Origin of the sequence: Paenibacillus sp. 276b (assembly GCF_900107875.1) — a bacterium.
Classification (GTDB): Bacteria; Bacillota; Bacilli; order Paenibacillales; family Paenibacillaceae; genus Paenibacillus; species Paenibacillus marchantiae.
On record NZ_FNRR01000001.1, the window covers coordinates 2,046,641 to 2,073,465 of the forward strand.

27 protein-coding genes are annotated in these 26,825 nt (G+C 44.0%); 10 read left to right on the plus strand and 17 right to left on the minus strand.

Features of this window, described 5'->3' with window-relative positions; translation table 11 throughout:
• Positions 1 to 3 precede the first annotated feature (3 nt).
• From rbsC to BLV50_RS08600, 5 genes are read right to left on the minus strand one after another with little or no spacing between them, the layout of a single operon-like run.
• Entirely contained in the window at positions 4 to 975 is a 972-nt protein-coding gene (gene rbsC, locus BLV50_RS08580) for an ABC transporter permease subunit (protein ID WP_063562749.1), read from the minus strand.
• Position 976: 1 nt separating this feature from the next.
• Positions 977 to 2,458, minus strand: a complete 1,482-nt coding sequence (locus BLV50_RS08585; protein ID WP_090807001.1) for a sugar ABC transporter ATP-binding protein — start codon at positions 2,456 to 2,458, stop codon at positions 977 to 979.
• Positions 2,459 to 2,473: 15 nt separating this feature from the next.
• Positions 2,474 to 2,875 (minus strand): D-ribose pyranase, encoded by a 402-nt coding sequence (gene rbsD / locus BLV50_RS08590; RefSeq protein WP_072733236.1) that lies wholly within the window; start codon positions 2,873 to 2,875, stop codon positions 2,474 to 2,476.
• A complete protein-coding gene (gene rbsK / locus BLV50_RS08595) occupies positions 2,872 to 3,753 on the minus strand; it encodes a ribokinase (protein ID WP_072733237.1) in 882 nt (293 codons plus the stop codon). Before rbsK ends, rbsD begins: the two co-directional genes overlap by 4 nt.
• Entirely contained in the window at positions 3,746 to 4,735 is a 990-nt protein-coding gene (locus tag BLV50_RS08600) for a LacI family DNA-binding transcriptional regulator (RefSeq protein WP_090807003.1), read from the minus strand. The genes rbsK and BLV50_RS08600 overlap by 8 nt, the downstream gene beginning before the upstream one ends.
• Positions 4,736 to 4,944: 209 nt before the next feature.
• Here BLV50_RS08600 and BLV50_RS08605 point away from each other — a divergent pair, with 209 nt between their 5' ends.
• The gene (locus BLV50_RS08605) at positions 4,945 to 5,370 is read left to right on the plus strand and encodes a MaoC family dehydratase (protein ID WP_063562754.1); all 426 of its coding nucleotides are present in this window, start codon (positions 4,945 to 4,947) and stop codon (positions 5,368 to 5,370) included.
• Positions 5,371 to 5,471: 101 nt separating this feature from the next.
• On the opposite strand, the gene ppsA is transcribed toward BLV50_RS08605, so the two are convergent.
• The 3 genes from ppsA to BLV50_RS08620 form a co-directional block, all read right to left on the minus strand.
• Positions 5,472 to 8,087 (minus strand): phosphoenolpyruvate synthase, encoded by a 2,616-nt coding sequence (gene ppsA, locus BLV50_RS08610; RefSeq protein WP_090807005.1) that lies wholly within the window; start codon positions 8,085 to 8,087, stop codon positions 5,472 to 5,474.
• A gap of 356 nt (positions 8,088 to 8,443) precedes the next feature.
• Positions 8,444 to 10,183 (minus strand): HAMP domain-containing sensor histidine kinase, encoded by a 1,740-nt coding sequence (locus BLV50_RS08615; protein ID WP_090807007.1) that lies wholly within the window; start codon positions 10,181 to 10,183, stop codon positions 8,444 to 8,446.
• Positions 10,180 to 10,932 (minus strand): response regulator transcription factor, encoded by a 753-nt coding sequence (locus tag BLV50_RS08620; protein ID WP_256336300.1) that lies wholly within the window; start codon positions 10,930 to 10,932, stop codon positions 10,180 to 10,182. The genes BLV50_RS08615 and BLV50_RS08620 overlap by 4 nt, the downstream gene beginning before the upstream one ends.
• A 154-nt stretch (positions 10,933 to 11,086) precedes the next feature.
• On the opposite strand from BLV50_RS08620, the gene BLV50_RS08625 reads away from it, so the two are divergent.
• Both BLV50_RS08625 and BLV50_RS08630 read left to right on the plus strand, forming a co-directional pair.
• Entirely contained in the window at positions 11,087 to 11,398 is a 312-nt protein-coding gene (locus BLV50_RS08625; protein WP_090807009.1) for a YbjQ family protein, read from the plus strand.
• Between the two features lie 391 nt (positions 11,399 to 11,789).
• Complete coding sequence (locus BLV50_RS08630) at positions 11,790 to 12,755, plus strand: DMT family transporter (RefSeq protein ID WP_218133138.1); 966 nt, start codon at positions 11,790 to 11,792, stop codon at positions 12,753 to 12,755.
• Positions 12,756 to 12,886: 131 nt separating this feature from the next.
• Here the strand turns inward: BLV50_RS08630 and BLV50_RS08635 are convergent, their stop codons facing one another.
• Together BLV50_RS08635 and BLV50_RS08640 are read right to left on the minus strand one after the other, a co-directional pair.
• Positions 12,887 to 14,020 (minus strand): serine hydrolase domain-containing protein, encoded by a 1,134-nt coding sequence (locus BLV50_RS08635; protein WP_090807012.1) that lies wholly within the window; start codon positions 14,018 to 14,020, stop codon positions 12,887 to 12,889.
• A gap of 166 nt (positions 14,021 to 14,186) precedes the next feature.
• Complete coding sequence (locus BLV50_RS08640; RefSeq protein ID WP_090807019.1) at positions 14,187 to 14,702, minus strand: spermidine/spermine N(1)-acetyltransferase; 516 nt, start codon at positions 14,700 to 14,702, stop codon at positions 14,187 to 14,189.
• Positions 14,703 to 15,079: 377 nt separating this feature from the next.
• On the opposite strand from BLV50_RS08640, the gene BLV50_RS08645 reads away from it, so the two are divergent.
• Genes BLV50_RS08645 through BLV50_RS08660 form a run of 4 tightly spaced genes read left to right on the plus strand, consistent with a single transcriptional unit; the run spans position 15,080 to position 17,388 of the window.
• Positions 15,080 to 15,832, plus strand: a complete 753-nt coding sequence (locus BLV50_RS08645) for a dihydrofolate reductase family protein (protein ID WP_218135378.1) — start codon at positions 15,080 to 15,082, stop codon at positions 15,830 to 15,832.
• A gap of 36 nt (positions 15,833 to 15,868) precedes the next feature.
• Positions 15,869 to 16,186 (plus strand): carboxymuconolactone decarboxylase family protein, encoded by a 318-nt coding sequence (locus BLV50_RS08650; protein ID WP_063562761.1) that lies wholly within the window; start codon positions 15,869 to 15,871, stop codon positions 16,184 to 16,186.
• Between the two features lie 21 nt (positions 16,187 to 16,207).
• Entirely contained in the window at positions 16,208 to 16,603 is a 396-nt protein-coding gene (locus BLV50_RS08655) for a cupin domain-containing protein (protein WP_079693878.1), read from the plus strand.
• Positions 16,604 to 16,641: 38 nt separating this feature from the next.
• The gene (locus BLV50_RS08660) at positions 16,642 to 17,388 is read left to right on the plus strand and encodes an SDR family oxidoreductase (protein ID WP_063562763.1); all 747 of its coding nucleotides are present in this window, start codon (positions 16,642 to 16,644) and stop codon (positions 17,386 to 17,388) included.
• A 79-nt stretch (positions 17,389 to 17,467) separates the two neighbouring features.
• Here BLV50_RS08660 and BLV50_RS08665 read toward each other — a convergent pair whose 3' ends face one another.
• Positions 17,468 to 18,241 carry a class I SAM-dependent DNA methyltransferase gene (locus BLV50_RS08665; RefSeq protein WP_090807022.1) on the minus strand — a complete coding sequence of 258 codons (774 nt, stop codon included), beginning with the start codon at positions 18,239 to 18,241 and terminating at the stop codon, positions 17,468 to 17,470.
• Positions 18,242 to 18,408: 167 nt separating this feature from the next.
• On the opposite strand from BLV50_RS08665, the gene BLV50_RS08670 reads away from it, so the two are divergent.
• Entirely contained in the window at positions 18,409 to 18,831 is a 423-nt protein-coding gene (locus BLV50_RS08670; protein WP_063562764.1) for a hypothetical protein, read from the plus strand.
• Positions 18,832 to 18,979: 148 nt separating this feature from the next.
• Here the strand turns inward: BLV50_RS08670 and BLV50_RS08675 are convergent, their stop codons facing one another.
• Entirely contained in the window at positions 18,980 to 20,020 is a 1,041-nt protein-coding gene (locus tag BLV50_RS08675; RefSeq protein WP_063562765.1) for an NAD(P)-dependent alcohol dehydrogenase, read from the minus strand.
• A 182-nt stretch (positions 20,021 to 20,202) separates the two neighbouring features.
• On the opposite strand from BLV50_RS08675, the gene BLV50_RS08680 reads away from it, so the two are divergent.
• Positions 20,203 to 20,616, plus strand: a complete 414-nt coding sequence (locus BLV50_RS08680) for a MerR family transcriptional regulator (protein WP_063562766.1) — start codon at positions 20,203 to 20,205, stop codon at positions 20,614 to 20,616.
• A 95-nt stretch (positions 20,617 to 20,711) separates the two neighbouring features.
• Here BLV50_RS08680 and BLV50_RS08685 read toward each other — a convergent pair whose 3' ends face one another.
• The 4 genes from BLV50_RS08685 to BLV50_RS08705 all read right to left on the minus strand — a co-directional run bounded on the left by BLV50_RS08685 (position 20,712) and on the right by BLV50_RS08705 (position 24,546).
• Entirely contained in the window at positions 20,712 to 21,191 is a 480-nt protein-coding gene (locus BLV50_RS08685) for a DUF6530 family protein (RefSeq protein WP_063562767.1), read from the minus strand.
• A 104-nt stretch (positions 21,192 to 21,295) separates the two neighbouring features.
• The gene (locus BLV50_RS08690; protein WP_072733248.1) at positions 21,296 to 21,655 is read right to left on the minus strand and encodes a GIY-YIG nuclease family protein; all 360 of its coding nucleotides are present in this window, start codon (positions 21,653 to 21,655) and stop codon (positions 21,296 to 21,298) included.
• Positions 21,656 to 21,690: 35 nt separating this feature from the next.
• Positions 21,691 to 22,899 carry an MFS transporter gene (locus BLV50_RS08695; protein ID WP_090807024.1) on the minus strand — a complete coding sequence of 403 codons (1,209 nt, stop codon included), beginning with the start codon at positions 22,897 to 22,899 and terminating at the stop codon, positions 21,691 to 21,693.
• A 426-nt stretch (positions 22,900 to 23,325) separates the two neighbouring features.
• Complete coding sequence (locus BLV50_RS08705) at positions 23,326 to 24,546, minus strand: MFS transporter (RefSeq protein ID WP_090807028.1); 1,221 nt, start codon at positions 24,544 to 24,546, stop codon at positions 23,326 to 23,328.
• Between the two features lie 233 nt (positions 24,547 to 24,779).
• Between BLV50_RS08705 and BLV50_RS08710 the strand changes: the two genes are divergently transcribed.
• The gene (locus BLV50_RS08710) at positions 24,780 to 25,643 is read left to right on the plus strand and encodes a helix-turn-helix domain-containing protein (protein ID WP_063562771.1); all 864 of its coding nucleotides are present in this window, start codon (positions 24,780 to 24,782) and stop codon (positions 25,641 to 25,643) included.
• Positions 25,644 to 25,739: 96 nt separating this feature from the next.
• Here BLV50_RS08710 and BLV50_RS08715 read toward each other — a convergent pair whose 3' ends face one another.
• A complete protein-coding gene (locus tag BLV50_RS08715) occupies positions 25,740 to 26,636 on the minus strand; it encodes a cation diffusion facilitator family transporter (RefSeq protein WP_064637259.1) in 897 nt (298 codons plus the stop codon).
• Positions 26,637 to 26,825 lie beyond the last annotated feature (189 nt).

Sequence of the window (26,825 nt, forward strand, 5' to 3'; positions counted from 1 at the left end):
TCCTTAAGCCGTTTTCTTGCGGTCCAGCAGGACAGCGATGGCAATAACGACACCTTTTACAACCATTTGATAAAACGAGTTCACTCCGAGCAGGTTCAAACCATTGTTCAACACGCCGATAATCAGGACCCCAATCAATGTACCGACGATCCGTCCTCTACCACCTGATAGGCTTGTTCCACCCAGAACAACAGCTGCAATGGCGTCCAATTCATATGAAGTTCCTGCCGTTGGCTGCGCAGAATTCAGACGGGAAGTCAGGATCGCGCCTGCCAGCGCTGACAGCATACCTACCAGGGAGTAAATCATGATTTTTACGCGATGCACTTTAATACCTGAGATAATAGACGCTTTCTCATTGCCACCAAGCGCGTACGTTTTACGGCCGAAAGAAGTTTTGTGCAAAATCGTCCACAGAATTACGAAAGTAATGAGCATTGTGATTGCTGGAACCGGTATGCCTAGCATATAACCACGACCGAACAGTTGGAACAGCAGGCTATCGCCCAATCCGGTAATCGGATTACCGTTCGTATATACCAGCGTCAATCCACGGAACACCGTCATCGTCGCCAATGTAGCAATAAATGGAGCCATCTTGCCTTTTGTTATCATGAGTCCGTTCACCATACCCATGACACCGCCGAGCGCAACCCCGATAATGATCGACAGAATCGGATCCAGGCCAGATAGCATCATATTGGCTACAAAGGCGCTAGATAAAGCCAGAATGGAGCCCACCGACAAGTCGATGCCGCCTGTCAGAATGACAAATGTCATGCCAAAGGCAATCAGCGCGTTAATCGAAACCTGACGCAATAGATTTAATATGTTAAGCGGTTCCAAAAAGCTTGGATTTAATACCGATACGATGATAATCAGAATGATCAGTCCAAGCAACGGACCTAATTTCTGTGTTAGATTCGTCAAGCGGAAACCGCTTTTGGCGGGTTGGTTTTCCTGCAAAGTTGTCATATCATTGTCCCCCTGTAGCCAATGTCATAATGTTTTCCTGTGTTGCCTCTTCTTTTGCCAGTTCACCGCTAATGCGTCCCTCATGCACTACCGCGATTCGATCGCTCATGCCAAGCACTTCAGGCAGTTCGGAAGATACCATAATGATGGCAACTCCGCGGTCAGTCAGCTCGTTCATCAACTGGTAAATTTCTCGTTTGGCTCCAACGTCCACGCCTCTTGTTGGCTCATCCAGGATAAGTACACTTGGGCCAATGCCGACCCATTTGGCGATAACCACCTTCTGTTGGTTGCCCCCTGACAGGTTCCGTGCTGCCGTCTCAGAGGATTGTGTCTTGATTTGCAAACGTTTGATGAGCGTATCGACGAATTCCTGTTCTTTCTGAGTCGAGATGAAGCCCTTACTTGAGAAGCTGAACAGATTGGGTAAGGCCATATTCTCACGAATGGAGAAATCAAGCACCAAGCCTTCATCCTTGCGATCTTCCGTAATAAATCCGATTCCATGTTTAACCGCATCCGCTGGCTTCCGAATATGAGCCTTTTTGCCTCGAATCATGATCTCGCCACCGTCCAGAGGTTCCAAACCGAAGATCGCTCGCATGATCTCTGTCCGTCCCGAACCCATCAATCCGGAGAATCCGAGGATCTCGCCTGCTCTCACCGTAAAGCTGATATTCTGGAATAATCCTTTGCTGCTTGCGTCCCGTACTTCAAGGACCACCTCACCATACGACGGATTTCGTGCCGGATATCGTTCCGTGAGTTCCCGTCCGACCATCTTCCGCACAACTTCGTCAAAACTGGTCTCCGGGATCGCCTTGGTATCTACCGTTTTACCGTCACGCATGATCGTAATCCGGTCGCAAATGGTGAAAATCTCCTCCATCCGGTGCGAGATATATACGATGGAAACACCATTTTCCTTAAGCGAAGTGATCACGCCGAACAACTTCTGAATCTCCCGCTCCGTAAGCGCCGCCGTGGGCTCATCCATGATGATTACTTTGGCGTCGGTCATCAGTGCTTTGGCAATTTCAATCATTTGCTGCTGACCGACAGAACATTCCCCGGCAGGACGATCCAGCGGAATCTGTACGGAAAGCTTGGCAAACTGCTCAGTGGCAAGCGCTTTCATTTGTCTTAAATTTAGCAATCCAAAAGACGAAGTTATTTCCTTACCTATGAAGAGATTATCAAGCACCGTCATTTCCGGCCAAACGTTTAACTCTTGGTGGATAAAAGCAAGCCCCATCTTCTCAGCTTCCTTCGGATTGGCAAAATAGGTTTCTTTGCCGTCAATGGAGATGGTTCCCTGATCCCGCCCATGAAGACCGATCAAAATGTTCATTAGCGTGGATTTTCCAGCCCCGTTCTCTCCCATCAGGGCATGAACCTCGCCTTCCTTTAGTTCGAAATCCACCCCGCTTAGCACTTGGTTGGTGCCAAAAGCTTTATATATGTCTTGCATCTGAATATGCATGATACCGTCCCCCTTTTAACCGAAAATGACGCCCGATTGTAAAATGCAATTGGCATACGGCGTAGCTTCGCCCGTACGAATGACCACTTTGGCATTCCGGGTCAACGCCTTGAATTGTTCATGATTAATGGAAACGTCAATGGCTTCATCGCCAAATTTCTCGGTAATAAACTGCATAGCTTCTGGATTCCCTGCCTTGATTTCTGTTGCCAAAATCACTTTCTCAACGACCATATCGTCCGCAATAAGCTCCACGATCTCTTGAAAACTCGGTGTTCCCAGTTTCAAGGACAAATCGATTTTGGGGACCCCTTCTGGAACCGGAAGGCCAGCATCCGCGATGACAATCATGTCCGTGTGACCCAAATCAGACAACACCTTCGAAATGTGACTGTTCAATATTCCCAGCTTCTTCATTTCAGGCTTTCCTCCACTTCACCCCGTGTCGGCATGCCTCCTTGTGCCCCAAACTTGGTCACGGATAGCGATGCAGCCCGGTTGGCGAATCTAATGCTGTCTTGTAGCGGTTTGCCTTCAGCCAAAGCCACCGCAAATGCGGCGTTAAACGTATCACCCGCTCCGGTTGTATCCACTGGTTCCACCTTATAAGTAGGTACAACGATTTCCTGTTCGCCGTCAAAATATCTAACTCCGTTGCTGCCCTCCGTAATAAACAATTTGTTTGGATATTTGCGCAGCGCTTCTGCCGGAGTCATGCCCTGAAACAATATCTCGGCCTCATGCTCGTTCGGCGTGATATAAGCAGCTTTGTCAATGACCTCATCCGGTACTTTCCTTGCAGGTGCAGGATTCAACAACAGGGGCGTTCCGCTTTGGGCGCAAATCTCGCTGACACGAACAACGGTTTCCTCCGGAATTTCCTGCTGAATCAGTACAATATCTGCACGTTGGATCACTTCTGCCGCTTCATCGACATAAGCCGGTGTAACTTCTCGATTTGCCGCTTCAACAACCACAATACTATTATCACCTTCAGCCAGCACGATATGAGCCGTACCGCTCTCCATATGTGTAACCGGTTTCACATTCTGCGTATTTACACCATTTGCTTTGAAATTATTTAAAATGGCTGTACCAAAAGCATCATCACCCACCCGGCCGATCATGGAAACATCGGCCCCCAGCCTTGCGGCAGCAACTGCCTGATTTGCTCCTTTGCCGCCAGGAACTGTTTTGAAGCTGTCGCCAAGGACGGTTTCACCCGCCCCCGGCCGCCTTGCAGAAGTAACAACCAAATCCATGGAGCTGCTGCCAATTACGCATATTTTAGCCATCTGAATTCACCTTTCTTGTTGTGCCCCGTTCAATGAAACTGACCGGGAGCTGTATGTGTTTGTTTTCGATTGGAGCTTGTTCCACCAGTTTGATAAGCAAACCGGCTGCTTCCCTTCCCATCTCATAGGCCGGTTGGCGAATGGTCGACAATGCTGGTGATAGCAGGCTGCTCATCGGGATATCGTCGAAGCCGATAATTTGCATATCCTCCGGAACTTTTTTACCGATTCGCAATGCCTCGTGCAGTACCGCCATAGCTGCGATGTCATTACTTGCAATGACTCCGTCTGTATCGCTGTACTTGCTAAAAAGCTCATCCGCCCATAAGCCAACATCGTTAAAGGAAAAGGATGTCGTTTGGATTACGCGGTAATCCAGACCAGCTTGACGTATGCTCTCGATTGCGCCTTCGAAACGATCCTGTGCAGGTTTGATATGTGCCGGCCCCTGCATAACCGTAATTCGGCGACTTCCACGCTTGATAATCTCCCGTGCAGCCAGACGTCCGCCCTCTCTGCCATCCGCAAATACGGAGGGACTGTCCAGAGGTGTTCTGTCAAGAAACACCACGGGAATTTTCAAGTTCTCATATATTGAAGAATGAGGGTAATTCGTTGAAGAGATTACGCCGACTACATTATTCTGGATAAAAGTCTGGATGTAATCCTTTTCCTTCTGTTCATCCTCATCACTATTTCCGAAAATCAATCTGAAATCCTGCTCCTGCATCCGGTCCTCTACGCCGCGTGCAAGCTGCGGAAAGTAAGGGTTTGCAATATCGGGTAACAGCAGGCCAATCAATTTGGACTTACGCTTGTATAAAGAGCGGGCCACCTCATTGGGAGAGAAGTTAAGCTGCTTGACCGCCTCCTCCACTTTCTTACGAGTGTCCGCATGAACATAACCTCTTTCATTAATGACCCTTGATACAGTGGCAACTGAAACGCCAGCAAATTTAGCTACATCTTTTATTGTTGTCATGAACGTTCACTCCTGTGTGTAACCGGTTACAGATATGAAAATATCATATTTTATTAAGTTTGACAATCCTTTTGTTACTGGAAATTTATCCAAGTCACCAGAAAGAGACCTAATTACACTTGCTTTATTATGCCCTAGCATCTTCATAAAATGACTACTTGCCTTGAATTCAACTTATCCATTAGAGTAGATATTGGAGGTGTACATCATTGAAATTTAACGAGTATGTTATAGGCGAGACCTATAGAACAGAGTCTATTCAATTGTCAAAGAAAGATATTATTGATTTTGCAAAAATATATGACCCTCAATATATGCATATAGATGAGGCAAAAGCCAAAGAAGGACGCTTCGGCAGCCTCATTGCTTCGGGTATGCAGACGATGAGCACGTCCTTCAAACTTTGGGTGGAACTCGGGATATATGGAGAAGATGTTATCGCAGGAACCGGCATGAATAACATAAAGTTTATCAAACCTGTGTTTCCAGATGATGAAATCAATGTTCTATCCGAAGTGATTGAATTGGCTCCAAGAAGAAGCAGGGGTGGAATTGTTACCGTGCTGCTCACTACTTTTAATCAAAATAATGAGAAGGTTTTTCAGGCAGAATTAAGTGCTCTGATTAGCAACTGAATTTGTACAATTCGTTTCCGTTGTTGACTTTGAAAACAAAAGCGATCGCACATCAGGTCTGATGCGCGATCACTGCTGTACAATCTCAATTCGTGTATCATTTACAATATTTCGATATATCCTTCTGTTCCATGTACCCGAATTCGCTGCCCATCTTTTATTCGATGAGTTGCCTTCTCCACTCCGACAATGGCTGGCAAGCCATATTCACGCGCAATCACAGCTCCATGGGTCATCAGTCCACCCACTTCGGTAACTAGGCCTTTTATAGAAACAAATAATGGTGTCCAGCTCGGATCAGTATAGGGAGTCACTAGTATATCTCCATCTTCCAGATCCGCATCTTCAATATTGAAGATGACACGTGCACGGCCCTCTATCACTCCGGAAGAAACAGGCAGGCCGACAATGGCTTCGGCTGGCATATTTTCACGTTTATACTGACCTGTAATGATTTCACCATCAGACGTGAGCACGCGAGGTGGAGTTAGCTTTTCATAGATTTTATAATCGTCTTTCCGTTGGGTAATGATCTTCTCATCCAGTTTATTGGTGCGTACAACTTCACGAAGTTCTTCAAAAGTGAGAAGGTATATATCCTCTTTTTCGGCAATAACACCGGCTTGTGCAAGTCGTTCGGCTTCTTTCAATAAAGCCTGTTTATATACGAAGTAACGATTGATCATGCCGTATTTGGGATATTCCCGATAACCGATGAAGTTGCGAACTAGGTCAATCATTCGTTTCGTTTCCTTGGCTTTTTGTTCACCATCAGGCAATAGCTTCAATCGATCCAATATTTCCTGTTCTTTCTTCAATGCTTCCTGTCGTCCCTGCTCAAATTTTCGTTTGCTTGCATTAGGCTTAAAGTTTCTGATGTTACCCAGAATCAACGGTACAAGTGTAATGGGTTTTTCAATCCAACGGGTTCTGGTCAGATCGATTTCTCCGGCACATCGCATTCCGTATTTGTCCAGATAATCCTGGATCGCTTCCCTTGTTTCCTGTCCACCCTCAACCTTAACCAGTTCATCCATAAAGTCATCCTCTTTCACTTGCTGTAAATAAGCAATGACTTCAGGATACGGACGAATCACATCTGCAACATCCAGTAATGCCAGACCCATTTCCGAAGTGATATTGTTAGGTACAGATTGAGACAGCGTATCTGCTGCATTTTTCTCACCCAACCACTCTTTCATGTTTTCATTGATCCATGCTGAAGCATTCATGGCAGTCATAAATACATTTGAACTTCGTGGGTCAGATAGAAATCTCTTCAATTCTTGCAGATCTTCAAGGATAAAATCAAACAAATCCAATCCAGACTTGTTTTGGATGTTACGTTTTAGCTCTTCTACTGAGGCTTGATTGCTCTTAATCAAATCAGAGACGATAGTCGATTCATTTTCAATATGTGCTTGAAAACCATCAGATACGCTCTGTTTATGGTGATTACGCGGAGTTGGTGCTGGCTGATCAACAGGTAACGATTTTATGAAATTCCCGCGCTCGATTACAGTTGTAAGTGCGTCCTTAAGGAGCGGATCGGATTGTCCCATGGTATTTATGAAGTTTTCTCTCATGACAGGCGAAGCTAGCCTAGGCGTAATATCAACAAACAATCTTCCACCAGCTATACGCATGGGTGCTGGCGTCGTTAATAAAAAGAAAGATAAGCCCAGCGGTTTCATGGGATCAGTCATCATTTGTTGATGACCCACAGATAGGTACACATGATTTTCTTGGTCACTCGCTTCAGGGATCGGGTATAACGTTGTGATTGGCCGACTTTGGACAATATAAAACATATCATCCGCCAAACACCATTCAATATCTTGCGGGAAGCCAAAATGAGCTTCGATCTGTCTTCCTATGCGAGCCAGTTCTAAAATTTGTTGATCGGTAAGTGTTTGCGTCTTTTGCAGCACGGGATCGATCTGATGTGTATACGTTCCACCTTCTTTCCGTCCATAGATACCCAACGTTTTGACGGCTATCCTCTTATCGACAATTTCACCTTCCCGTACTTTATAACAATCAGCAGATACCAAGCCGGACACCAGCGCCTCACCAAGTCCAAAACTGGCGTCGATAGAAAGCAGTTTCCGGTTGGATGTGATCGGATCAGCCGTAAATAAAATCCCTGAAGCCGTTGGGAAGATCAACTTTTGAATGATAACGGACAAATAAACCTGACCATGGTCAAATCCATTTTGCATACGGTAAATTACCGCGCGATCGGTAAACAGGGAAGCCCAACATTTGCTGATATGATGCATAATTGATTCTTTCCCAATGATATTTAAGTAGGTGTCTTGTTGACCCGCAAAAGAGGCATGTGGTAAATCTTCAGCGGTCGCACTGGAACGCACTGCATACGCATGGCCCTCTCCAAATGTGGAGAGATAATGAGCAACTTCTTTTTCAACATCGGCTGGAATGTCTACGCCCATAATAAGTTCCCTGATTTTCCTGCTGATTTCACTAATTTGCTCTCGTTCTTCTACTTTCAACAAGGTTAATTGATCCAGTAAAGCATGATACATTTCATTTTGTTCAATGGCTTTCTGATATCCAACGGTTGTAACACAAAATCCTTCAGGGACGTAAATTCCTTCAATCTTTGATAACTTCGCTAGATTTAATCCTTTTCCACCAACGAGTGCAAGCTGCAATTTTTCCATTTCATGAAACCCGATAACCAAAGAACTCATTCCGAATCTCCCCTAACTAATAAATTGAGAAAAAAACATTTGACAAAGAGTTTACCGCCATGATAAGATTTAAATATAAGATAAGATATTTATGTCTGATATGTTAAAAGAAATGTAATCTGATTATATCATTGTGTTTGTTTATATACAATATCGAAGAACCTGGGATAATTACCCAGGTTCTTTTTTGATTTCAAATACTATTAATCCTATAGAAACATGGCTCTCCTCAACCAGATCACTGTCGTGAACTGTTATGTACCACAGATGTTGAAGCCAACAGAAAAAGCAACCTGCCCTCAAATGAGGTTGGGCTGCTTTTTTTCAGTAATCGCCTTTTTAAGACAGTAAACATTTCAACAGGGTAACAAGATCTCAATTTTCGTACCTTGCCGCACTTTGGATTGTACATGAATTTCTCCGCCGTGTGCTTCCACGATCGTTTTGGCGATACTCATCCCTAGTCCAGAACCTGCCGTCGATTCCTCTGTATTTGTTCCCCGATAATAACGATTGAACAAATGCTGCAGCGTTTCCTCATCCATCCCTTTCCCATTATCAAATACGCGTATACATGCCTTATTGTTCATTCTGCCGATGGAGACGGTGACGTTAACGCCCGGCGGGTTATGCTTCACGGCGTTGGACAGCAAGTTATCCATTAACCGCAGCAGCCAGGTTTCATCAGCCTGTACCCACAAGGGACGCTCCTCCCCAACATAGTGAAACTGGTATTCAGACAGCGTAGCGTCATTGACATACTTCAGCACGGAGCAGCGCACCAGTTCAACCAAATCGATTTTCCGAATCTCCATAATCGAATCGCCCTGCTTAAGCTGATGAATAATGGAAAAGTCAGAGATCAGCTCAAGCATATAATCCCCTTTTTCCCGGATCGTCGCCCCCATGGTACGCATCTCTTCTCGGCTCCATTGTTCCGGTAAACTCTCCAGCATATATCCATACCCTTGAATGGTGGACAGAGGTGTGCGCAGATCATGTGAAATTCCTGACATCCATTCTCTTTGATCTTTCTCCAGCCGCTCGCGCTCCTTCTCGGTTTGGGCCAATTGATCAGCCATTTGGTAGAAGGATTCAATGACTTCCTTATAGAGCCTGTATCGGTTTCGCATCGTGCCATTGGAGCGGAATATCTTGCGTTTGTCCTTGGCGGTAAGTACCTGATCGTACTGCCCCCGCCCCATACGTTCGAACCAGCCTGCGAACAAAATCAGCGGCTGACCGTAACGGTAGCCATGCCAAATCGATAAGGGTACTGCCAAGAGAAGAGCTAGACCTGCAAACCACATAAGTCTGCGCGTTGCCGTATCCATCGCTGGATGTTTCAAAGGGCCACCCGCTGGATTGGGCGTATAAAGAATCCAGGTCATTCCACTACGCTGGTCCCGATGGGCGACTATATTGGTATCATAGTTGCTGGGCGATTGCTGGATTGCCAGAATGTCCAGTGGACGGTACCCCTTCTGCAAATACGTTCCATCACCGATGGCTTGTTCGGTATGACCCGTGGAATTAATTACCTGGAGATAACTGCCGGTTTCACGCAGTCGCTGATCCAGAAAGGAAAGCTTTTCGCTAGATACCATGCCTTGCTGCCCGTATTCGTCGAACCAGGCCTTGAGCTGATTAAGGTCAGAACTTTGGTAGCCAAGGATATACAGAACCGGCACATTAAAGGCAAAGTTCAGATGAGTTTGAACAGCATACGTCCCAAGTGTCCGTGTCTCCTGAATATCGAGCAGTTGGGCGATAGAGTATGATGGCGACAGCCCATCATGCGTATCTGTATTTACTTCGTAAATGACCCCTCCTTCGGCATTTACAACCTGCATCCACATTCCTTTTTCCTCAATGAGCTTATCCCACTTGGGGGAGATTTGAATGGTCCCGTCTTTTGAAGAAGCTTCTTGAGCAATCAGTTGTAAGGCACCCACCGGAAAGTTCCGGCGCAACTCACTATTGGTCGTGTTTTGAAAGAATATAATGCAAGCAATGAGAGTAATCGCCAGAATGATCAGGGCATAAAAGATCAATTGATACGTGAAGTGAAATGTCATGCGCTGTTGTATCTTCATTGCTCCTGAAACTCCTTTGACAGCTTGTAGCCGAGCCCGCGTACGGTCAGCAGCAGCTTTGGATTTCCTGGATCGATCTCGATCTTCTCTCGTATGCGCCGAATATGTACCATTACAGTCGAGTCATCTCCCTGTCCGTTGATCCCCCACACCTGATCGTAGAGCTGTGTTTTGGAAAATACGACCCCTGGAAACTTGCAGAAATGCAGCAGCAGATGGAAAACCTGTGCAGGACAAGGGACAGGTTTTCCATCCACGATTAACTCGCCCTCCGCCTCATTCACGGTGAAGCGTCCGAATCGGTAAACCCCTGGTTCAGGGCGTTTCACCTGACTCACAGTTGGAGCTTCAGGCTCTAAACGGCGTATGCGCGCCTGAATTCTTGCAGCTACCTCCAAAGGATTGAAGGGCTTGGTAATATAATCGTCCCCGCCCATGGCGAATCCTCTCAGCACATCGAGATCGGATGCCTTAGCCGTCAGAAACAAAATATGCGGATTTCCGTATTCACGGAGCTTGGAACAAAGCTCCAGACCACTCCCGTCCGGGAGCGTGATGTCGAGCAGGACAATATCCGGGGCAACGCGCTGTACCAGATCGAGAGCTTCCGCACAGGTGGAAGCATCGTACAGCTGATGAAACCCTGCCCTGCGAAGCACCATTTGCAGCATGGTGACAATCGAGGGTTCGTCGTCGACAATTGCAATTTTAATATCCGTTTGATTGGTCATCGTTTTCACCCATTTCATAGTAGCATACTCACATTAACAGAACCTAAACGACTTGGGCAAACTTAAACGATTGTTCAGCAACTCGTTTAGGCTCTGTTTCAGTAACGCTGTTAGCATAGGAAATGAGAAATCTGATTCGCGACAAATCTATTTTATTTTAGGAGGAAAACATTTGATTATTACAACAACAGCAGTAATTGAAGGTTCCCCGGTTAGACAGTATATCGGCGTTGCAACCGGTGAAGTCATCATCGCAGCTAATGTCGGGAGAGACTTTCTCGCTTCATTTAGAGATCTTGTAGGCGGCCGTTCTCGTACCTATGAGAACAAGCTAAGAGAAGCAAGAGACGCTGCCTTTGAAGAAATGACCGAGCAAGCCGCACAGATGGGAGCCAATGCCGTAATCGGTGTGGATCTGAACTACGAAGTTGTTCGTCAAGGTATGCTCATGGTCGCAGTCAGCGGAACGGCAGTTATAATCTAAACTTCAACGGCATTATCGCGCTGTCCTAAAATAATCCTCACGCTTTATCAATTCACAATAAGGAGCTTACATACAAATGAAAAAAATTACGGCTTCAATTCTGTCCTTATGTTTACTTACCTCAGGGCTTTCCTCCGTTCATGCAGAAGAGAAAGTGATATCCTTATCATTAAATGGCGAGTCAATCCAGTTCAGTCAATCCTCAGCGATCGTAGACAAAGGGGTAACTCTCGTCCCCTCAATCATTTTTCACAACGTTAATTATATCTCTTAGTCTTGTTATGAAACGGGATTTCATTTTTTTGTTACAGCTACTCGCAGTTTGTGATATGGTCAGTGAGGTGCGATCAGCCCGTACACATTTACATATCATGCGAGGAGAAGATTGAAAGTGAATGAAATAAAAGCATTGGAGAACCCGAGCAAGTTTAGTGATCCTTTATTTGTAACCTTAGTTGCAAGTTTATGTTGCTTGTTATGGGGGAGTGCCTACCCGTTTATTAAGCTTGGATATAGTGCTTTTGACATCCTGGCAGAAGATATTCCATCCAAATTTGTATTTGCAGGTTATCGATTTATTTTAGCAGGATTACTGCTCCTATTCCTGTTTCGTGTCATTAGTAAACGGAAATTTGAACTGTCTGGACGACAATTTTCAAGCTTAATATTGCTTGGCATGTTCCAAACGGGTCTGCAGTATATGTTTTTTTATGTGGGTGTAGCCAATACGACAGGTGTCAAAGGTTCGATTATGAATGCGACAACGACCTTTTTCAGTGTTGTTCTAGCTCATTTTTTATATAAAAATGATAAACTGAGCAAAAATAAAATAGTCGGCTGTTTGCTAGGATTTATTGGCGTAATTATTGTGAATTTCCACTCCAATCTGCTGGAATTCTCCTTCTCTCTCACAGGTGAAGGTTTCGTTATTATGGCGGCTCTTATTTTTTCCATTACGGCCATCTATGCAAAGCACTTGACAGGCTCCATCGACGTCCTCGTTATTACTGGAGTTAGCTTGTTTGTCGGCGGACTGGCACTCACCATACTGGGACTCCTGCTTGGCGGCCGGGTTACACATTTTACACTCGAATCAACGGGTATCTTGATTTATTTAGTTTTACTTTCATCAGCTGCATTCTGCTTATGGAATCTACTTCTGAAATACAACAAAGTGGGGAAAGTATCTGTGTATAACTTCCTTATCCCTGTCTTTGGTGCATTGCTATCGGCTTTGTTTTTGGGAGAAACGATTTTGGAATTCAAAAACCTAATTGCATTGCTCTTTGTATCCATCGGTATTTATATGGTTAATCGCGTAACCTCTCGAAAGTTCTCAAATACCCTGGAACCTTAGTTCAAAAAGAAAAGGAAAAAATAATAACAGGGGCGCGACATTGCTCGCGTCCCTGTTTGTTTCCAATTGTACGAATACTCAACATCAAATCGTTGAATTAAGCAAATATCTCGTCAGATTCCACTCCCGCATTACAAACAGGAGTAAACGACATTACGCAAGCGGCGATGAACATAAGGCTCCTGATTGTTCAGCAGATGCTGCGCATACATGACCGTGAGTTCAGAATCTGGATCAATGATGGCCATGCAGCCGGCAGCACCACTCCATCCAAATTCACCAAGTGGGCTTAACGAACCGCTGCCCGCTTTGGAGATATGCGTGCGCACACCCAGTCCATAACTATACCCTCCCATATGATCCCAGGAGTAATCATCACGGGTCAGATCGTTCAGATGGTCTGTGCGCATCAGCTCAATTGAAGCATGTGACAGAATGCGCACGCCTTGCGGACTGGTCCCGCGTCCAGTCAGAGCGTTCAGGAACAGTGCATAATCGCTAACGGTGGACAACAACCCGGCACCGCCGCTCTCCAAATCCGTGCCTACCCGGAATCCGTTTCCGTCCATTCGTACGGCTTTTTCAAGCTCATTATTGTAAGCATACTGCGGAATCAGGCGGGTCTGCTGTTCCTCGTTCAGGTCGAATCCCGTATCGTTCATACCTAGCGGTCCGATAATTTCTTCTTGCAGATATTTACCAAAACGTCTGCCACTCACAACCTCCACCAAAGCTCCGAGCACATCGTGACACATGCTATAGTTCCAATGCGTACCTGGCTCAAACAGAAGTGGTTCCTTGGCGAGCGCTTTCGCAAATTCTCTTGTCGGTAATGTTCCGTTGGTGCTCTTCACAGCTTCCTGAATGCTTGGCGAGCCAACATCATAGGAGAACCCGGCAGTCATCGTAAACAAGTCACGTACTGTAATCGCCATTGTCGCTTTTTCCAATCTGACCTCGCCGCTCGATAATGTTTTCTTCACCGCCATCTCGGCATATTCCGGCAGATAGTCAGATAACGGATCGCTCAGCAGCATTTGCCCTCTCTCTACAAGTTGAAGCGCTGCCACACAGGTCATAATTTTCGTCATGGAGTAGAGATTGAAGATCGCCCCATCGCCGATGGGCGTTTGCTCCTCCAGATTAGCGTAACCATTCCGGTAACGGAAAACGGTATCATTTTGATGCATCACAAGGACCTCTGCCCACGGAATTCTCCATGATGTGATGCGATCAATAAATGAAGCAAGCGGTTTAAAGTCCATATTTCCCCGTCCTTCTATGTAGAATCGTTATCAATACACATAGTGGATCTGTGTTCATGCACATGGCCCACATAGTATTAATATACGACCATTCACATGCATTGACCATATCTAATAGTAAGCAACGTTTAAACAATCTGTACATTTTTTAGGATCGGTACGATTACTAGAGTGTCTTGACCATGATAAAATCGATTTGTTCCTCGTCCCCCATGTAAAAAGAGTGTGAGCCAGTCTGAACAAACCCCATCTTCTTGTAAAAAGCAATGGCATTGTCATTCTTTTCCCATACGCCAAGCCAGACTTCCTTCTTTTTGTGCTCCAATGCGGTCTCCATCGCTTTATTTAGCAGATATTTACCCAGTCCATGCATTTGGAATTTTTTCCTGATATAAATTCTCTCAATTTCTAGTGAAGCATCACTCATTTGTTCGGATTGGGCGCCCTCTCTGTTCACCTTTAGATATCCGGCAAGTTCCTTATTGTAATAGACGAAAAAGATGTCTGAGCAGCTATTAGACAGTTCATCTTCCAACTGTTTAGCGTTAAATGCTCTTTCCAGATAGGCTCTCATATTGTCAGGGGAATTCTGATCTTTGAATGTATCGTTGAATGTTTCTATACTTATTTCTTGTAGTTTTTGTAAATCCTCGCGACTGCATGCTGTTATTTCCACGGTCATTGTGATGTATCTCTCCTTATATGAATCAATTACTTATTTGAAAACACTTTAGTTTTTTTGTTGCAAATACAACATTTATTATGTTCTTAATCTACTCTAATTTTGTAGAGTTTGCAACATAAATTAAGTGAGACGAAACAGGTTGAAATACAAGGCAACTCAAAAACGTTTTGTACATACTATCTTGACGTTTATTTACAATCCACACCTCTATGTTTATTAATGAACAAATTTAATGAATCTAACAATTGATTCTACGATTCTCTCTTATATAATAATAGATAGATGTTCATTATTGTATTAATGTAAATTTAATTACACATCAAAGTAATACTACAGTAATGAATAATATTCACTTTTCCCCCTGCAATCCATTCATGTCGAAAGGAGATGCTACGATGGACAGACCCTATACGATTTGTCATATGCTTAGTTCAATAGATGGCAAAATTATCGGCGATTTTCTGGAAGATGATCGGTCAACCTACTTCATTAAAGAGTATGAACGTATCCATGACCGCTACGAGTGTAATGCTTGGATGTGCGGACGAGTCACGATGCAAGAACATTTTGCACATGAATATATTCCTCCACCCAATCAAGAGAAACAGTCCCCGATTCCTCGAACGGATTATGTTGCGCAGCAAGACATTGGAACTTATGCCATCGCCGTAGATCCACACGGCAAATTGGCTTGGACCCATAACTATATATCCGAAGAGAATGGCAACAGAACAAAGGATCACATTATTGAGGTGCTGACTGAACAAGTGGCCGATGCTTATCTCGCATATCTACAGGAATTGGGCATCTCTTATATCTTTGGTGGAACGAAAGAGCTTAATGTTGTGACGGTTGTAAAAAAACTGAAAGCATTGTTCTCCATCGATCGATTATTGCTTGAAGGCGGCGGTGTCTTAAATGGTTCTTTCCTGAATGAAGGTTTGATCGATGAGTTAAGTCTCGTATTCGTTCCTTTTGCAGAGGCAAGCTCTCCGGCTTTGACCATCTTTGAGAAGGGTTCAAGTTCCAAAGAAACCTTCCCCGTTCATTTTGAATTGATAAGAGTCGAACAAATGGAACATAACGGATTGTGGATGACTTATCGAGTAGAAGGAAATTCTAAATAACTCTCAACCGAATTACGAATGGAGGATCACATAGCTATGGAAAAAAAACAAACTGCTGGAAGAGATATATTAGGTGAGTTTGCCCCGAAATTTGCAGAGTTGAATGATGATATTCTGTTTGGCCAGGTATGGTCAAGAGTAGAAGAATTATCTAGTCGTGATCGCAGTATGATTACCGTCTCTGCACTTATTGCCGGTGGAAATTTCGAACAATTAACCCCACACCTTCACAAAGCAAAGGAAAATGGAGTAACTCGTAATGAAGTGTCTGAAATGATTACTCATCTTTCCTTCTATGTGGGCTGGCCGAAGGCATGGTCTGCGTTCAATATTGCAAAAGATATTTATAAATAAAAAAGAAAGTAGGGAACCATTATGACAAACGAACATTTGAGTAACAGCACCATCTTCCCACTCGGAAAGAAAGTAGAAGCCAATTTTATTGGAGATGCGTATCTGGAGATGGTCTTTACAGATGAAACTCCACTTAACACTAGCATTGGAAATGTCACTTTCGCGCCAGGAGCACGCAATAATTGGCATTCGCATGCTGTAGGTCAAGTGTTACTTGTTACAGGTGGTGAAGGCTGGTACCAGGAAGAAGGTAAACCCGCACGATTGCTTAAAACCGGAGATGTTGTAAATATTCCTCCTAACGTGAAGCACTGGCATGGGGCAACAGCCGATAGTTGGTTTGTGCATTTGGCTATGACACCTGGACAAACCGAATGGTTAGAACCTGTGAATGATGAGTGGTACAACGCGCTCTAAGGAAAGAATCTGATCCAAATGAAAGGAATGAACTGAATATGTCTAATATTGAGGGTAAAGTTATAATTCTTACGGGAGCATCCAGTGGAATTGGAGAAGCTACCGCGAAAGTTCTTGCTTCAAAAGGTGCCAAACTGGTATTAGCAGCTCGTCGGGAAGAGCGTTTAGTACAATTACAAAAAGAAATTCAGAACAATGGCGGTCACGCTATTATCAAACCAACAGATGTGACTTCGCAAACTCAAATGGAAGACTTGGCTAAGTATGCACTAAGCGAATTTGGTAAAATCGATGTTCTAATCAACAATGCAGGAATCATGCCTCAAGCCTTTCTTTTCAAGAAAAAAATTGATGAATGGGACAACATGATCGATGTAAACATTAAAGGTGTCCTCTATGCTATTGCAGCGGTTCTTCCGTCCATGAGAGAACAGAAATCAGGTCATATTTTGAACCTTTCCTCTGTTGCTGGACATAACATATATCCGGGTGGAACTGTATACTGTGGAACAAAGCATGCCGTTACAGCAATCTCCGAAGGCTTGCGTCAGGAAGAAGCCATGAGCGGCACCAATATCAGAGTTACTAATATTTCTCCAGGCGCTGTCACCAGCGAGTTAGTGGAAACGACAAGTGATCCTGAGTCCAAAGCAGGTTTAGATGAGTTCTACAAATCCGCTATTGATGCCGATAACATCGCACGTGCAATCGCATTTGCAATTGAGCAACCATCGGATGTAGCAATTAACGAAATGATCATACGCCCAACGGTTCAAGTCGGTTAATGGTATTGATTTACTCAAAAAAAGGAACGAATGCAAGCTTCTTATCGAGGCTGCTTCGTTCCTTTTTTATAGTATACACTTACAATTTTCGAGCTGTCACTATAGGCTGGTAATAACCTGTGTCCGCAGGGAAATGCCACTCTACATCCATAAAACCAGTCGCCCTTAATACGTTGTTCATCTCTTCTCGCAACAATGCTCTGTACGGTGTGCTATTATGTTTTGTTTTCCATTCACCATTCATTTCTTGCACAATAAATTGGTTTGTCGTATACGTTTTCCCATCTTCGGCCCAGTCCCATACCTGAAAAACAACCCTCTTCCCCTTATCTAAAACACGCGGCTGCGTGGTTGATGGTCTCTCTTTTACCAATGCATCATAGTCTCTTATAGTAGCAATGAACAAGCCATTCCGATTAAGCTTTGTATATATATTTTGAAAGGCCTTATGTAAATCTCCGTCTGTAAGTAGATGTGGAATAGCATTGTCTGCGGATAGAACGATATCAAAAGCTCCCGTTAGATCTGTATCCAACGAGCGAAAGTCGGCTACCCCAAAGTTTATGTTAACTCCGCGAGATGCGGCTTCTTTCTCAGCTCTTTTTACGGAATCAGGACTTACGTCAGTCGCACTTACGTTATACCCGTATTTCGCCAGTCCGATTGCTTGTGTACCTATACCACATGAACAATCCAAAAGTGAAAGGGTCTGGGTAGTAGAATGAGTCAACTTGGATTGGATGACTTGGTCGAGAATTTGCGCTTGCTGTAAAATGGATTGATTCCAATCAGCAAAAATAAGATGATAGTCCTCTGCAATCTCGTCATAGAACTTTAGAACGGAATCTTTCACTTCCAATCCCCCTCAAATGGTCATATTTCATGCTCATTACATTACCATACTTGGAACGATTCTGCCCGTTAGTTAAGATGCCTTTTTTTTGATTATATTCAGAAGTCCAAGCATACTAGTAACCTTTGAATATATTATCCTATCCCACTCATTAGGAGGTAGATTCAATGACAACTTTTCTTGATGCAAGAACATCGCAAAACGCAAGTTTGGCTAACTCGATTGCTATTCCGATTCTGGTAATCAACGCGCCGCAATTGTTTGGACAAATTGGTCTTCAAACAGCAGGTGCAGGTACTAACCCTAGAGTTCAATTTAAAGGAACGGTTTCTGTACAATTACCATTAGCTCTTGTCGGAATAACGATCACCATTGTAAGAGGTACCTTGTCGACTGACCCTGTAATTTACTCAGCAACTTCAACATTTGATTTGAGTCTTTTGGCTCCTCAAATCATTACGTTCTCTGCGGATGATTTCAATCCGCCAATTACCCCTCAATTGACATACACTGCATTCGTAAGCTCCAACTTGCTGGGTACGATTCGTGTAGGTCCTGAGAACTTTGATGGATTCGTCGTTTCAGACTAATACGACAGCTCCTCTTTCTAATCCTTTCACTCAGTCTCCTTCATCATAAAAGAAGAAAATCCAATCGCAATGTTATGAGCGATTGGATTTTCTAATTTCTAGGTATAGATCAAATGGTAAATGTCTTTACCCACAACTTTAAAACAATTTAAATTGTGCTAGTGTCAATTACGAATCTGTACTTCACATCAGAAGCTAATACACGTTTGTATGCTTCGTCAATTTGGTCAGCTGAAATGACTTCGATCATAGGAACAATACTATGTTCTGCACAGAAATCAAGCATTTCCTGAGTCTCACGGATGCCACCGATCATTGAACCAGCAAATGAACGACGGTGACCAATGAGGGACATCACATTTACTGCCAACGGCTCCCCAGGAGCACCCACATTAACCAACGTGCCATCCAGAGTGAGCAGTGAGAAGTATGCATTGATGTCGATATTTGCACTTACCGTGTTAATAATCAGATCAAAAGACCCGGCGAGTTTTTTGAACGTATCTGGTTCACTTGTGGCATAGTAATGATCTGCCCCGAATTGCAAACCATCCTCTTTTTTCTTCAATGATTGTGACAGAACAGTTACTTCTGCCCCCATGGCATGTGCAATTTTGACAGCCATATGACCCAGACCGCCCAGACCTACAACCGCTACTTTTTTACCTGGTCCCGCTCCCCAATGATTCAGCGGCGAGTATGTTGTAATACCTGCACATAGAAGAGGTGCAGCGACATCCAGCTCGATGTTATCCGGAATACGAACGATGAACTCCTCAGTTACGACGATGTGAGTGGAGTATCCACCTTGTGTAGGTTCGCCGTACTTATCAACACCCGCGTAGGTGGGAACATTTCCTTTGAGACAATACTGCTCTTCTCCTTGGCGGCAGTTCTCACATTCGCCACAGGAGTCAACCATGCATCCAACTCCTACTCGGTCACCAACTTTGTACTTTGAAACTTCGGCTCCCACATCTGTAACAATTCCTGCGATCTCATGTCCAGGTACGAGCGGATAGTTTACGGGGCCCCATTCGCCGTGAGCAGTATGGATGTCAGAATGGCAAATGCCGGCATATTTAATCTCGATCAGGACATCGTGCAAATCCAAATCGCGTCGTTTAATCTCAGCCGCCCGAAATGATTGGTGCGGACCGTCAACAGCTCGTGCTTTAGCAGTTATCATCATAAAACCTCCTAAGATTGTCATTCTTCCTTTTCTCTTGCAAAACTATCTTAATCCCTCTAGTTAACTCTAGGTCAAATGTCTTTTGAAATTTTGACATCCTGCAGCCTGCGTGGTAGAATCCCAAAAGATAATCCTAGAGTTAGCTCGAAGTCTATATTAGTACGAAAAGGGGAAAATAAATGACGTATTCAATTAGCGAGGTTGCTAAAGAATTGAATCTAACCGTATATACATTGCGCTACTATGACAAGGAAGGACTCATGCCCTTTGTAGAGCGTACCCCTGGCGGAGCACGAAACTTCAAAGAATCAGACATCGATTTTTTAAAGATCATTCAATGTCTGAAAGCTACCGGGATGCCGATCAAGGATATCAAAGATTTTATTGCATGGTGTTCCGAGGGGGACTCCACCTTGCAGGAGCGATATGACATGTTCACCGAACGCAAGGCCAGTGTAGAAGCGCAAATGGAAGAACTTAGAAAGACCATGGAAGTTATTGAACATAAACGTGCATATTACAGGACTGCTCTCGATGCTGGAACGGAAGAGATTCATCAAAGCAAGAGAATGGGAAATTTCATTGCTAACTAATTACGTTATATTTAACTCACAAAAAAAAGAGCCTAAACGTCTATAGACGTTTAGGCTCTTTTTGCTCAATCCACTTCAGCAATGACGTTTTCTTGTTAATAACCCATATCCTTTAATATTTTGGATAATGTGCGCAAACGCTCGCCAATCATTTCATCGTCATCACTCAGAGCTTGGCTGAACAGCTTAATATCTTCATTTATTCTCTCATTGTCCGTACAGATCTCCACGGACATTGCATCCCCTTGCAGGCCAACACGATCGATGACAGGCTGCTCTGGGTCATATAAATTCTCATATCTATAGGCCTCGCGAAAATGTTCCAAAGACCGACAGATCAGAATGGACAAATCCAGCACGCGATGGAGAGGCAGTTCCTCAGATTGTCTGGACCACTTTTCTCCAGTGTATCTCCATACTTTCGCTGAAATATCAACCTTTCCTCTATCGTTCCACTGGGCCAATCCCAGGGAAAGACCTTTTGCGTCCGTGTTTCCGGCCATTCGGCCATCAACCTTTTCATAATTATCCGAGACGATAACAGGTTTATGTTTTAACGTTGTAGGTATTTTCAATTACATTCCCTCATTCCGTTTACCTTTTTACTAATTTACTAAACGACGGTTTCATCTTATCTTGATTTTCACTGTTAGTCAAATTCGTTTCCTGTTACATTATTTTAATTCTGTGGAGGTCTATTATAGCCCTTGTCTCCGTAAGGTTGTAACTTCTGAAGCCACGGCTTCAGGATTTGTTTTTGTTCCCAACGTATATCCGTCACCTTATCGATGTCCTTCTGTTCCAGTACCTCATAAGTGAATGCCGCTTCTCCGAATTCTCTCCATTCTTTTTGCAACTCGGCATTTGCAAATCTTCCTTGATCCAGTTGCATCTGCAGCGTAAACCATTTGTTTTTCAAGTTGGGATAGCTGTCGATATAGATTTTACCGTTTACTTTGTTTTTAATTTGGGCTACACCCATATACGTCTTAATCTGCTTATATTCCTCCAGCAGCTCCCTGCGCTTGTTCATATCCATGTGTCTCTCTCCTTATCGTTTCGATTCCCTTTCCGTCATGATGATGGAGTTTCCTCGGCTTTACTTCTCCTTTCAATGACTATAGGGAGCAATAATAACGCACCGATTATCACAAAAACACCACTTGCTATAAATACACTAAACAGGGAAAACGTATCTTTGAGATATCCGGAGGTTAGCATACCAATCACCATCATTCCCATAAAAATCGGCATGATCGCTCCGGATACCCGGCCAATAAATGCCCCTTCCGTATTCCGCACAAGAAGCGTCTGAATTCCCCCCTGAATACACGGGAAGAACAAACCGCTGATGACGAGCAGAATAATGGTTAACCAAATTTGTGTTGATGCGCCCATTCCAACCGTACAGATCGCACTGACAAGTAAGCCGACTAAAAGCAATAACTGTGGCTTTACTTTTTTAGCGATCGCCATGATCACAGCACCTCCGACCAACATGGCCGCCCCATTCGCCATCACCAGCCATTGTAAGAACTCTTTGTCCTGACCCAAATTTTCAATGACAAGAAAGAGCTGAAGCGGTTGAGTTAGTCCTGATGCCAAACCAACTGCCGAGAAGGTTAATCCAAGTGTTCTCAAGGATTTATTCGCCCCGATATAACGCAGGCCATCCGTGAGCTCTTTAAGGAAGCCGCCACTATTCCCTGATTTCTCCTCCTCTACATCTCGGGGAAGCGATAATAATACGAGCGAAGAGCCCAGAAACATAACTGCTGTCAGGATGAGGGATACGTTAATGCCAAACTTAATGAAAATAAACGTGCCGATGACCGGCCCCAAAACCATAAAAACAGCAACAAGCGTTTGGGACATGGCCATGACACCCTGCAATTGTTCGGCTGGTACATGCCGTTTGTACAGTTTCATCGCCGAAGGCTGAGAAAACTGTGACAAGCTGGCAGAAACGAAAGATCCAATCAGAAGTGCAATCCATCCACCATTCATGACCGCAAGCAATACAACACCAACGGACAAACCTGATAATAAATCGCTCCATACCATTGTTTTTTTCGGCCGCCATCGGTCGGCAAAGGTACCGCCAATCAAGCCAAATATAAAGATCGGTGAGAATTCCGCTACCGAAATCAGTGAAATATCAACGGGATTATTATGCGTCAATTCGGAAACATAAAGAAGAACGGCATAATTCCGGATCCAGATTCCGAGCTGCAATAGAACTCGGGAAAGGATAATTGTTCGAACATATGGATTGGCAAACATTTTAATACCCCATATCCTTTAAGATTTTTGCTAAAGTGCGCAGCCGTTCCCTATTCATTCCATCATAAAGCAACGGCTTCTTTCATTTTCCCCCTCCTATCCATCAACTTTTTATTTAGTAATTTACTAAATTACTGATTTACTAAATCACGGCTTCATTCTATACAGAATATCTTCCTTCGTCAATCGTTTTTTGAATGCTTCCTTTTCACTTCTGTTTTTGAACAAAAAAATGATGGATGGGAAAAAGGTGCTGTTCATCTCATTTCTACTGTAATTTTTGGGCAAGAAATGTATCCAAAAAAACAAAAAAGCCGCTAAAATTAGCGGCTTTCCGTGCTCGAACATGTATGATTATGTCGTTTCAATTTGCTACCTCAATGAAAATTCACACTTATGGAGCGAAGAAGCAGCCTTCAGGATTTACTAATTAGTACTTGGAATCGAGTAGTCTACTATAGGAGCGGTGGCTGCTTCCGGTTTCAATTGAATGGATCGCTGGCAGATCGCTGTGATCCCAAAAGCCATCAGAGCTAGGATCACAGCTACTGGTGGTACCCACTTCACACCACCTAAACTGACAGCAAGTCCGCCAACTCCGGAACCGAGGGCTATCCCCACATTTGCCGCCACGGGCAGCAGCGTGGACGCGAACGGTCTGGAATTCGGCGCGATCGCTCCGGAGACGTCGAACAGATAGAGCTGGGACGCTGCGCTCATGGATGATGACAGGCATCCGATCAGGAACAGGAACGCCAAGCCCAGCCATAGATGAGACACAGTGAAGCTGAGTCCCAAAAAGATTGCAGCTTGAATGACGAAAAGCCACTTGAGCTTGGGCAAGAAATCTCCTTTGGCTATTTTGGCACCAATCCAATTGCTTAGTATGCTGCAGGCACCGTATATGAGGAGTACAGCGCTAATCCAACGTGTAGGTATACCCATGGACTGTCCCAGTAACGGAGTGATATACGTAAAGATTACAAAAATACAACTGTTTCCAAGAACCGGAATCAAGCAGGCCAGCAATATACGCGGCTTCATAAATAGCGCCATCTGATCACTGAATGAACCGGCAATGGTCGTTGTTTGTCGCGGAAGAATCCGGAACATGAATATGAATGGCACGACCCCGATGCATGCCGTAACAACAAACGTCATGGACCAGTTCAGATGCTGTCCGATGAAGGTTCCGAGCGGGACGCCAAGCACATTGGCAATGGAAAAGCCACCCAGTATCCAGGCGATCGCTTCCCCTCTCCGTTCCCGGTTAACTGCATCGCTTGCAATCGAGATCGAAAGCGATATTGTAAGTCCGCATGCAACAGCTGAAGCGATCCGAATAACCATCAAGGAATAGAACGTCGTTGAGAACATGGTAAGTACGTTTAAGGCAAGCACGACTGCAAACCCAATTAAAATGGAGTTTCTTCGAGGAATTTTGGCCAAGAAAGCAACAGCAAACGGTGTTCCGATCGCATAGGCAATGGCGAAGCCCGATACGAGCGCACCTGCGGCAGCCAGCGATACTTTCAGATAGGTTTCGATTTCCTTAAATACGCCTACAATCACGTATTCGGTTGTTCCCAATACAAAGCTAACTAAGGTAAGTGTTAAAATAAGTAAATTTTCTCTTTTTCTAGTCAAAAATAAGCCCTCACAATTCTCTCTAATGTTGCAAGCGTTTCATTTTCTTAAATAGATTCCCTTCTTAACAAATTTTGCTTTCACATCCCTTCAATTCGATATATAGTACATATTATTGAATAGTGAAATTGTACTGTTAGACATGCTAGGCGACAATCAAGGTTGTTGTGATCTTCATCCAAAACATTATGTATGTTGTCATTTCACCACAGAATCTTGAAGGGAAGACATTAATGAATACACGCCATGAGCCCCACCGACTACATGAAGATCAAGATTGCATTATTATTTATGTAGGGAAGTTGGCAGACAATCCGCATTGGAGTTTTCCGACCCACAAACATGACGATTTGCATGAGATTATTTACGTTAATGAGGGTCAGGGTTCGTTCACGATTGATGGGACAAAGCACTCAGCCCGAAAGGGAGATCTTCTTGTATATAACAAAGGAACACTTCACGAGGAAAAATCGGACCCGGAATTCCCCTTATCCACCTTTTATTGCGGATTTCGTTTCAAAGAGGGTACCCGTGCCAACAACGATTGGATTATTCCTCCCGGTAGCGAGCCAGTTGTTCGTGCCAATCGTTATTCGGAAGAGATCCGTTCGTTAATGCAGACCATGTTCAATGAATTTTCAATCCGGGAAGAAGGATATGATTCTATTTCCCATCATCTGCTGAATGCCGTTCTGCTCATTATCGATCGCATGTCTCACCATCAGCGCACAGCTAGTGAGATCGTTCGGAATAATACCCTCGCTGAAAGCATCAAAGACTATTTGGATACGAACTATCGTCAAAATATTAAGCTGAAGGACTTGGCGGACCAATTCCATATCGACTTCTACTACTTGATCCATATGTATAAAAATTGCTACGGTACCTCCCCCTATCATTACCTCATTCAGCGAAGAATGGGAGAAGCGACCCGATTGTTGGTTTCGACCAAGAAAAAAGTATGGGAAATCTCCAAGTTGGTCGGGTACGAGAACCCAAACTACTTTACAATTTTATTTACCAAAACGGTGGGTGAATCTCCGAGAAGTTTCCGCAAAAGATATCAAAAGGACATGTTTGGTGACCCTTCCAACTAAAAAAACAGGTAGCCCGAGGGCTACCTGTCCTGTCATACGTCAAGAAGAGACTATGTCCATGTTTACCGGCAAGTTCTTTTATATGCCGCTTATGTTTTATACTTGACCCACTTCGCTAGGGGCTTCGTCTGGTTCAACGTGAACATGAACAGTGTACACATCATGTTCTCTTAACAATTCGTCTTCTACATTTGTTGAAATATCATGGGCTTTCTGAAGATCCAAATCCGATCGTACAAGAATTACCACATCGACAACGGCATTATTACCGTAATTCCGGGCTCTTAAGTCTTTAACCGCCTCAACGCCATCTACATTGGCAATTGTACTCCTGTATTCCTTGATGAGCTCTTCATCAAATCCATCTGTAAGATGGTGTGTTGCTTCACGAAAAATGTCCCAAGCGGTTTTACATATTAGAAAGCCCACTGCTACAGCTGTTAATGGGTCGAGCCATGGCAGGCCGAATTGGGAACCAATAATCCCTATAACTGTCCCAATACTAACCCAGGCATCCGAGATATTGTCTTTTGCAGCTGCCATAACCGCCTGGCTCTTGATCTTCAAAGCAAGTCTTTTGTTATATCTGTAAACCAGATACATCACAGCGGCACAGAAAATGCCTGTCCATGCTGCGATGATGTCTGGAGATTCGCTTTTCCCCTGGAATACGGATGTAATAGCTTCGTATAACACTTGAAGCCCTACTGCCATCATTATAAAAGAAGCAACCAGTGAGGCAACGGTCTCTGCTTTCCAGTGTCCGTATGTATGATCTTTATCAGCTGGACGCTGAGCAAGTCTCAGACCGATAAGAACCGCGATCGAAGCTATAATATCGGTAGCATTGTTTAACCCATCGGCTTTCAAAGCCTCAGAATTAGACATATAACCGATCATCATTTTAATTGCAGTCAAACAAATATAAGCAATAATACTGATGATTGCTCCCTTTTCACCCAATTTTAAGTTGTCGTACTTTATTTGCTCCACGAAACGTAATCCCCCTGATTCCAACTGTTTTCTAGCACTTTACGATGGTATCATCACGGTGTTGTGTGGGTCTAGAGAAACGTTTTGAACCAAGTAAAACAATGTCTGTACAACGAAAGAGTTTGACCTCGGCCAAAAAAAGTTGCGATAAGTAAACTTTTAGATATTGTGAATCGCCCCCCTTATCCA

Bases quoted from the DNA above. Each gene is read 5' to 3' on its own strand.
- BLV50_RS08600 (WP_090807003.1), bottom strand. From the start codon at position 4,735: ATGACAACAATAAAAGATGTAGCTAAATTTGCTGGCGTTTCAGTTGCC.
- BLV50_RS08680 (WP_063562766.1), top strand. From the start codon at position 20,203: ATGACGTATTCAATTAGCGAGGTTGCTAAAGAATTGAATCTAACCGTA.
- ppsA (WP_090807005.1), bottom strand. From the start codon at position 8,087: ATGAGTTCTTTGGTTATCGGGTTTCATGAAATGGAAAAATTGCAGCTT.
- BLV50_RS08675 (WP_063562765.1), bottom strand. From the start codon at position 20,020: ATGATAACTGCTAAAGCACGAGCTGTTGACGGTCCGCACCAATCATTT.
- BLV50_RS08710 (WP_063562771.1), top strand. From the start codon at position 24,780: ATGAATACACGCCATGAGCCCCACCGACTACATGAAGATCAAGATTGC.
- BLV50_RS08650 (WP_063562761.1), top strand. From the start codon at position 15,869: ATGGAAAAAAAACAAACTGCTGGAAGAGATATATTAGGTGAGTTTGCC.
- BLV50_RS08655 (WP_079693878.1), top strand. From the start codon at position 16,208: ATGACAAACGAACATTTGAGTAACAGCACCATCTTCCCACTCGGAAAG.
- rbsD (WP_072733236.1), bottom strand. From the start codon at position 2,875: ATGAAGAAGCTGGGAATATTGAACAGTCACATTTCGAAGGTGTTGTCT.
- BLV50_RS08620 (WP_256336300.1), bottom strand. From the start codon at position 10,932: ATGAAATGGGTGAAAACGATGACCAATCAAACGGATATTAAAATTGCA.
- rbsC (WP_063562749.1), bottom strand. From the start codon at position 975: ATGACAACTTTGCAGGAAAACCAACCCGCCAAAAGCGGTTTCCGCTTG.
- rbsK (WP_072733237.1), bottom strand. From the start codon at position 3,753: ATGGCTAAAATATGCGTAATTGGCAGCAGCTCCATGGATTTGGTTGTT.
- BLV50_RS08635 (WP_090807012.1), bottom strand. From the start codon at position 14,020: ATGGACTTTAAACCGCTTGCTTCATTTATTGATCGCATCACATCATGG.
- BLV50_RS08645 (WP_218135378.1), top strand. From the start codon at position 15,080: ATGTCGAAAGGAGATGCTACGATGGACAGACCCTATACGATTTGTCAT.
- BLV50_RS08660 (WP_063562763.1), top strand. From the start codon at position 16,642: ATGTCTAATATTGAGGGTAAAGTTATAATTCTTACGGGAGCATCCAGT.
- BLV50_RS08690 (WP_072733248.1), bottom strand. From the start codon at position 21,655: ATGGATATGAACAAGCGCAGGGAGCTGCTGGAGGAATATAAGCAGATT.
- BLV50_RS08615 (WP_090807007.1), bottom strand. From the start codon at position 10,183: ATGAAGATACAACAGCGCATGACATTTCACTTCACGTATCAATTGATC.
- BLV50_RS08640 (WP_090807019.1), bottom strand. From the start codon at position 14,702: ATGACCGTGGAAATAACAGCATGCAGTCGCGAGGATTTACAAAAACTA.
- BLV50_RS08585 (WP_090807001.1), bottom strand. From the start codon at position 2,458: ATGCATATTCAGATGCAAGACATATATAAAGCTTTTGGCACCAACCAA.
- BLV50_RS08695 (WP_090807024.1), bottom strand. From the start codon at position 22,899: ATGTTTGCCAATCCATATGTTCGAACAATTATCCTTTCCCGAGTTCTA.
- BLV50_RS08670 (WP_063562764.1), top strand. From the start codon at position 18,409: ATGACAACTTTTCTTGATGCAAGAACATCGCAAAACGCAAGTTTGGCT.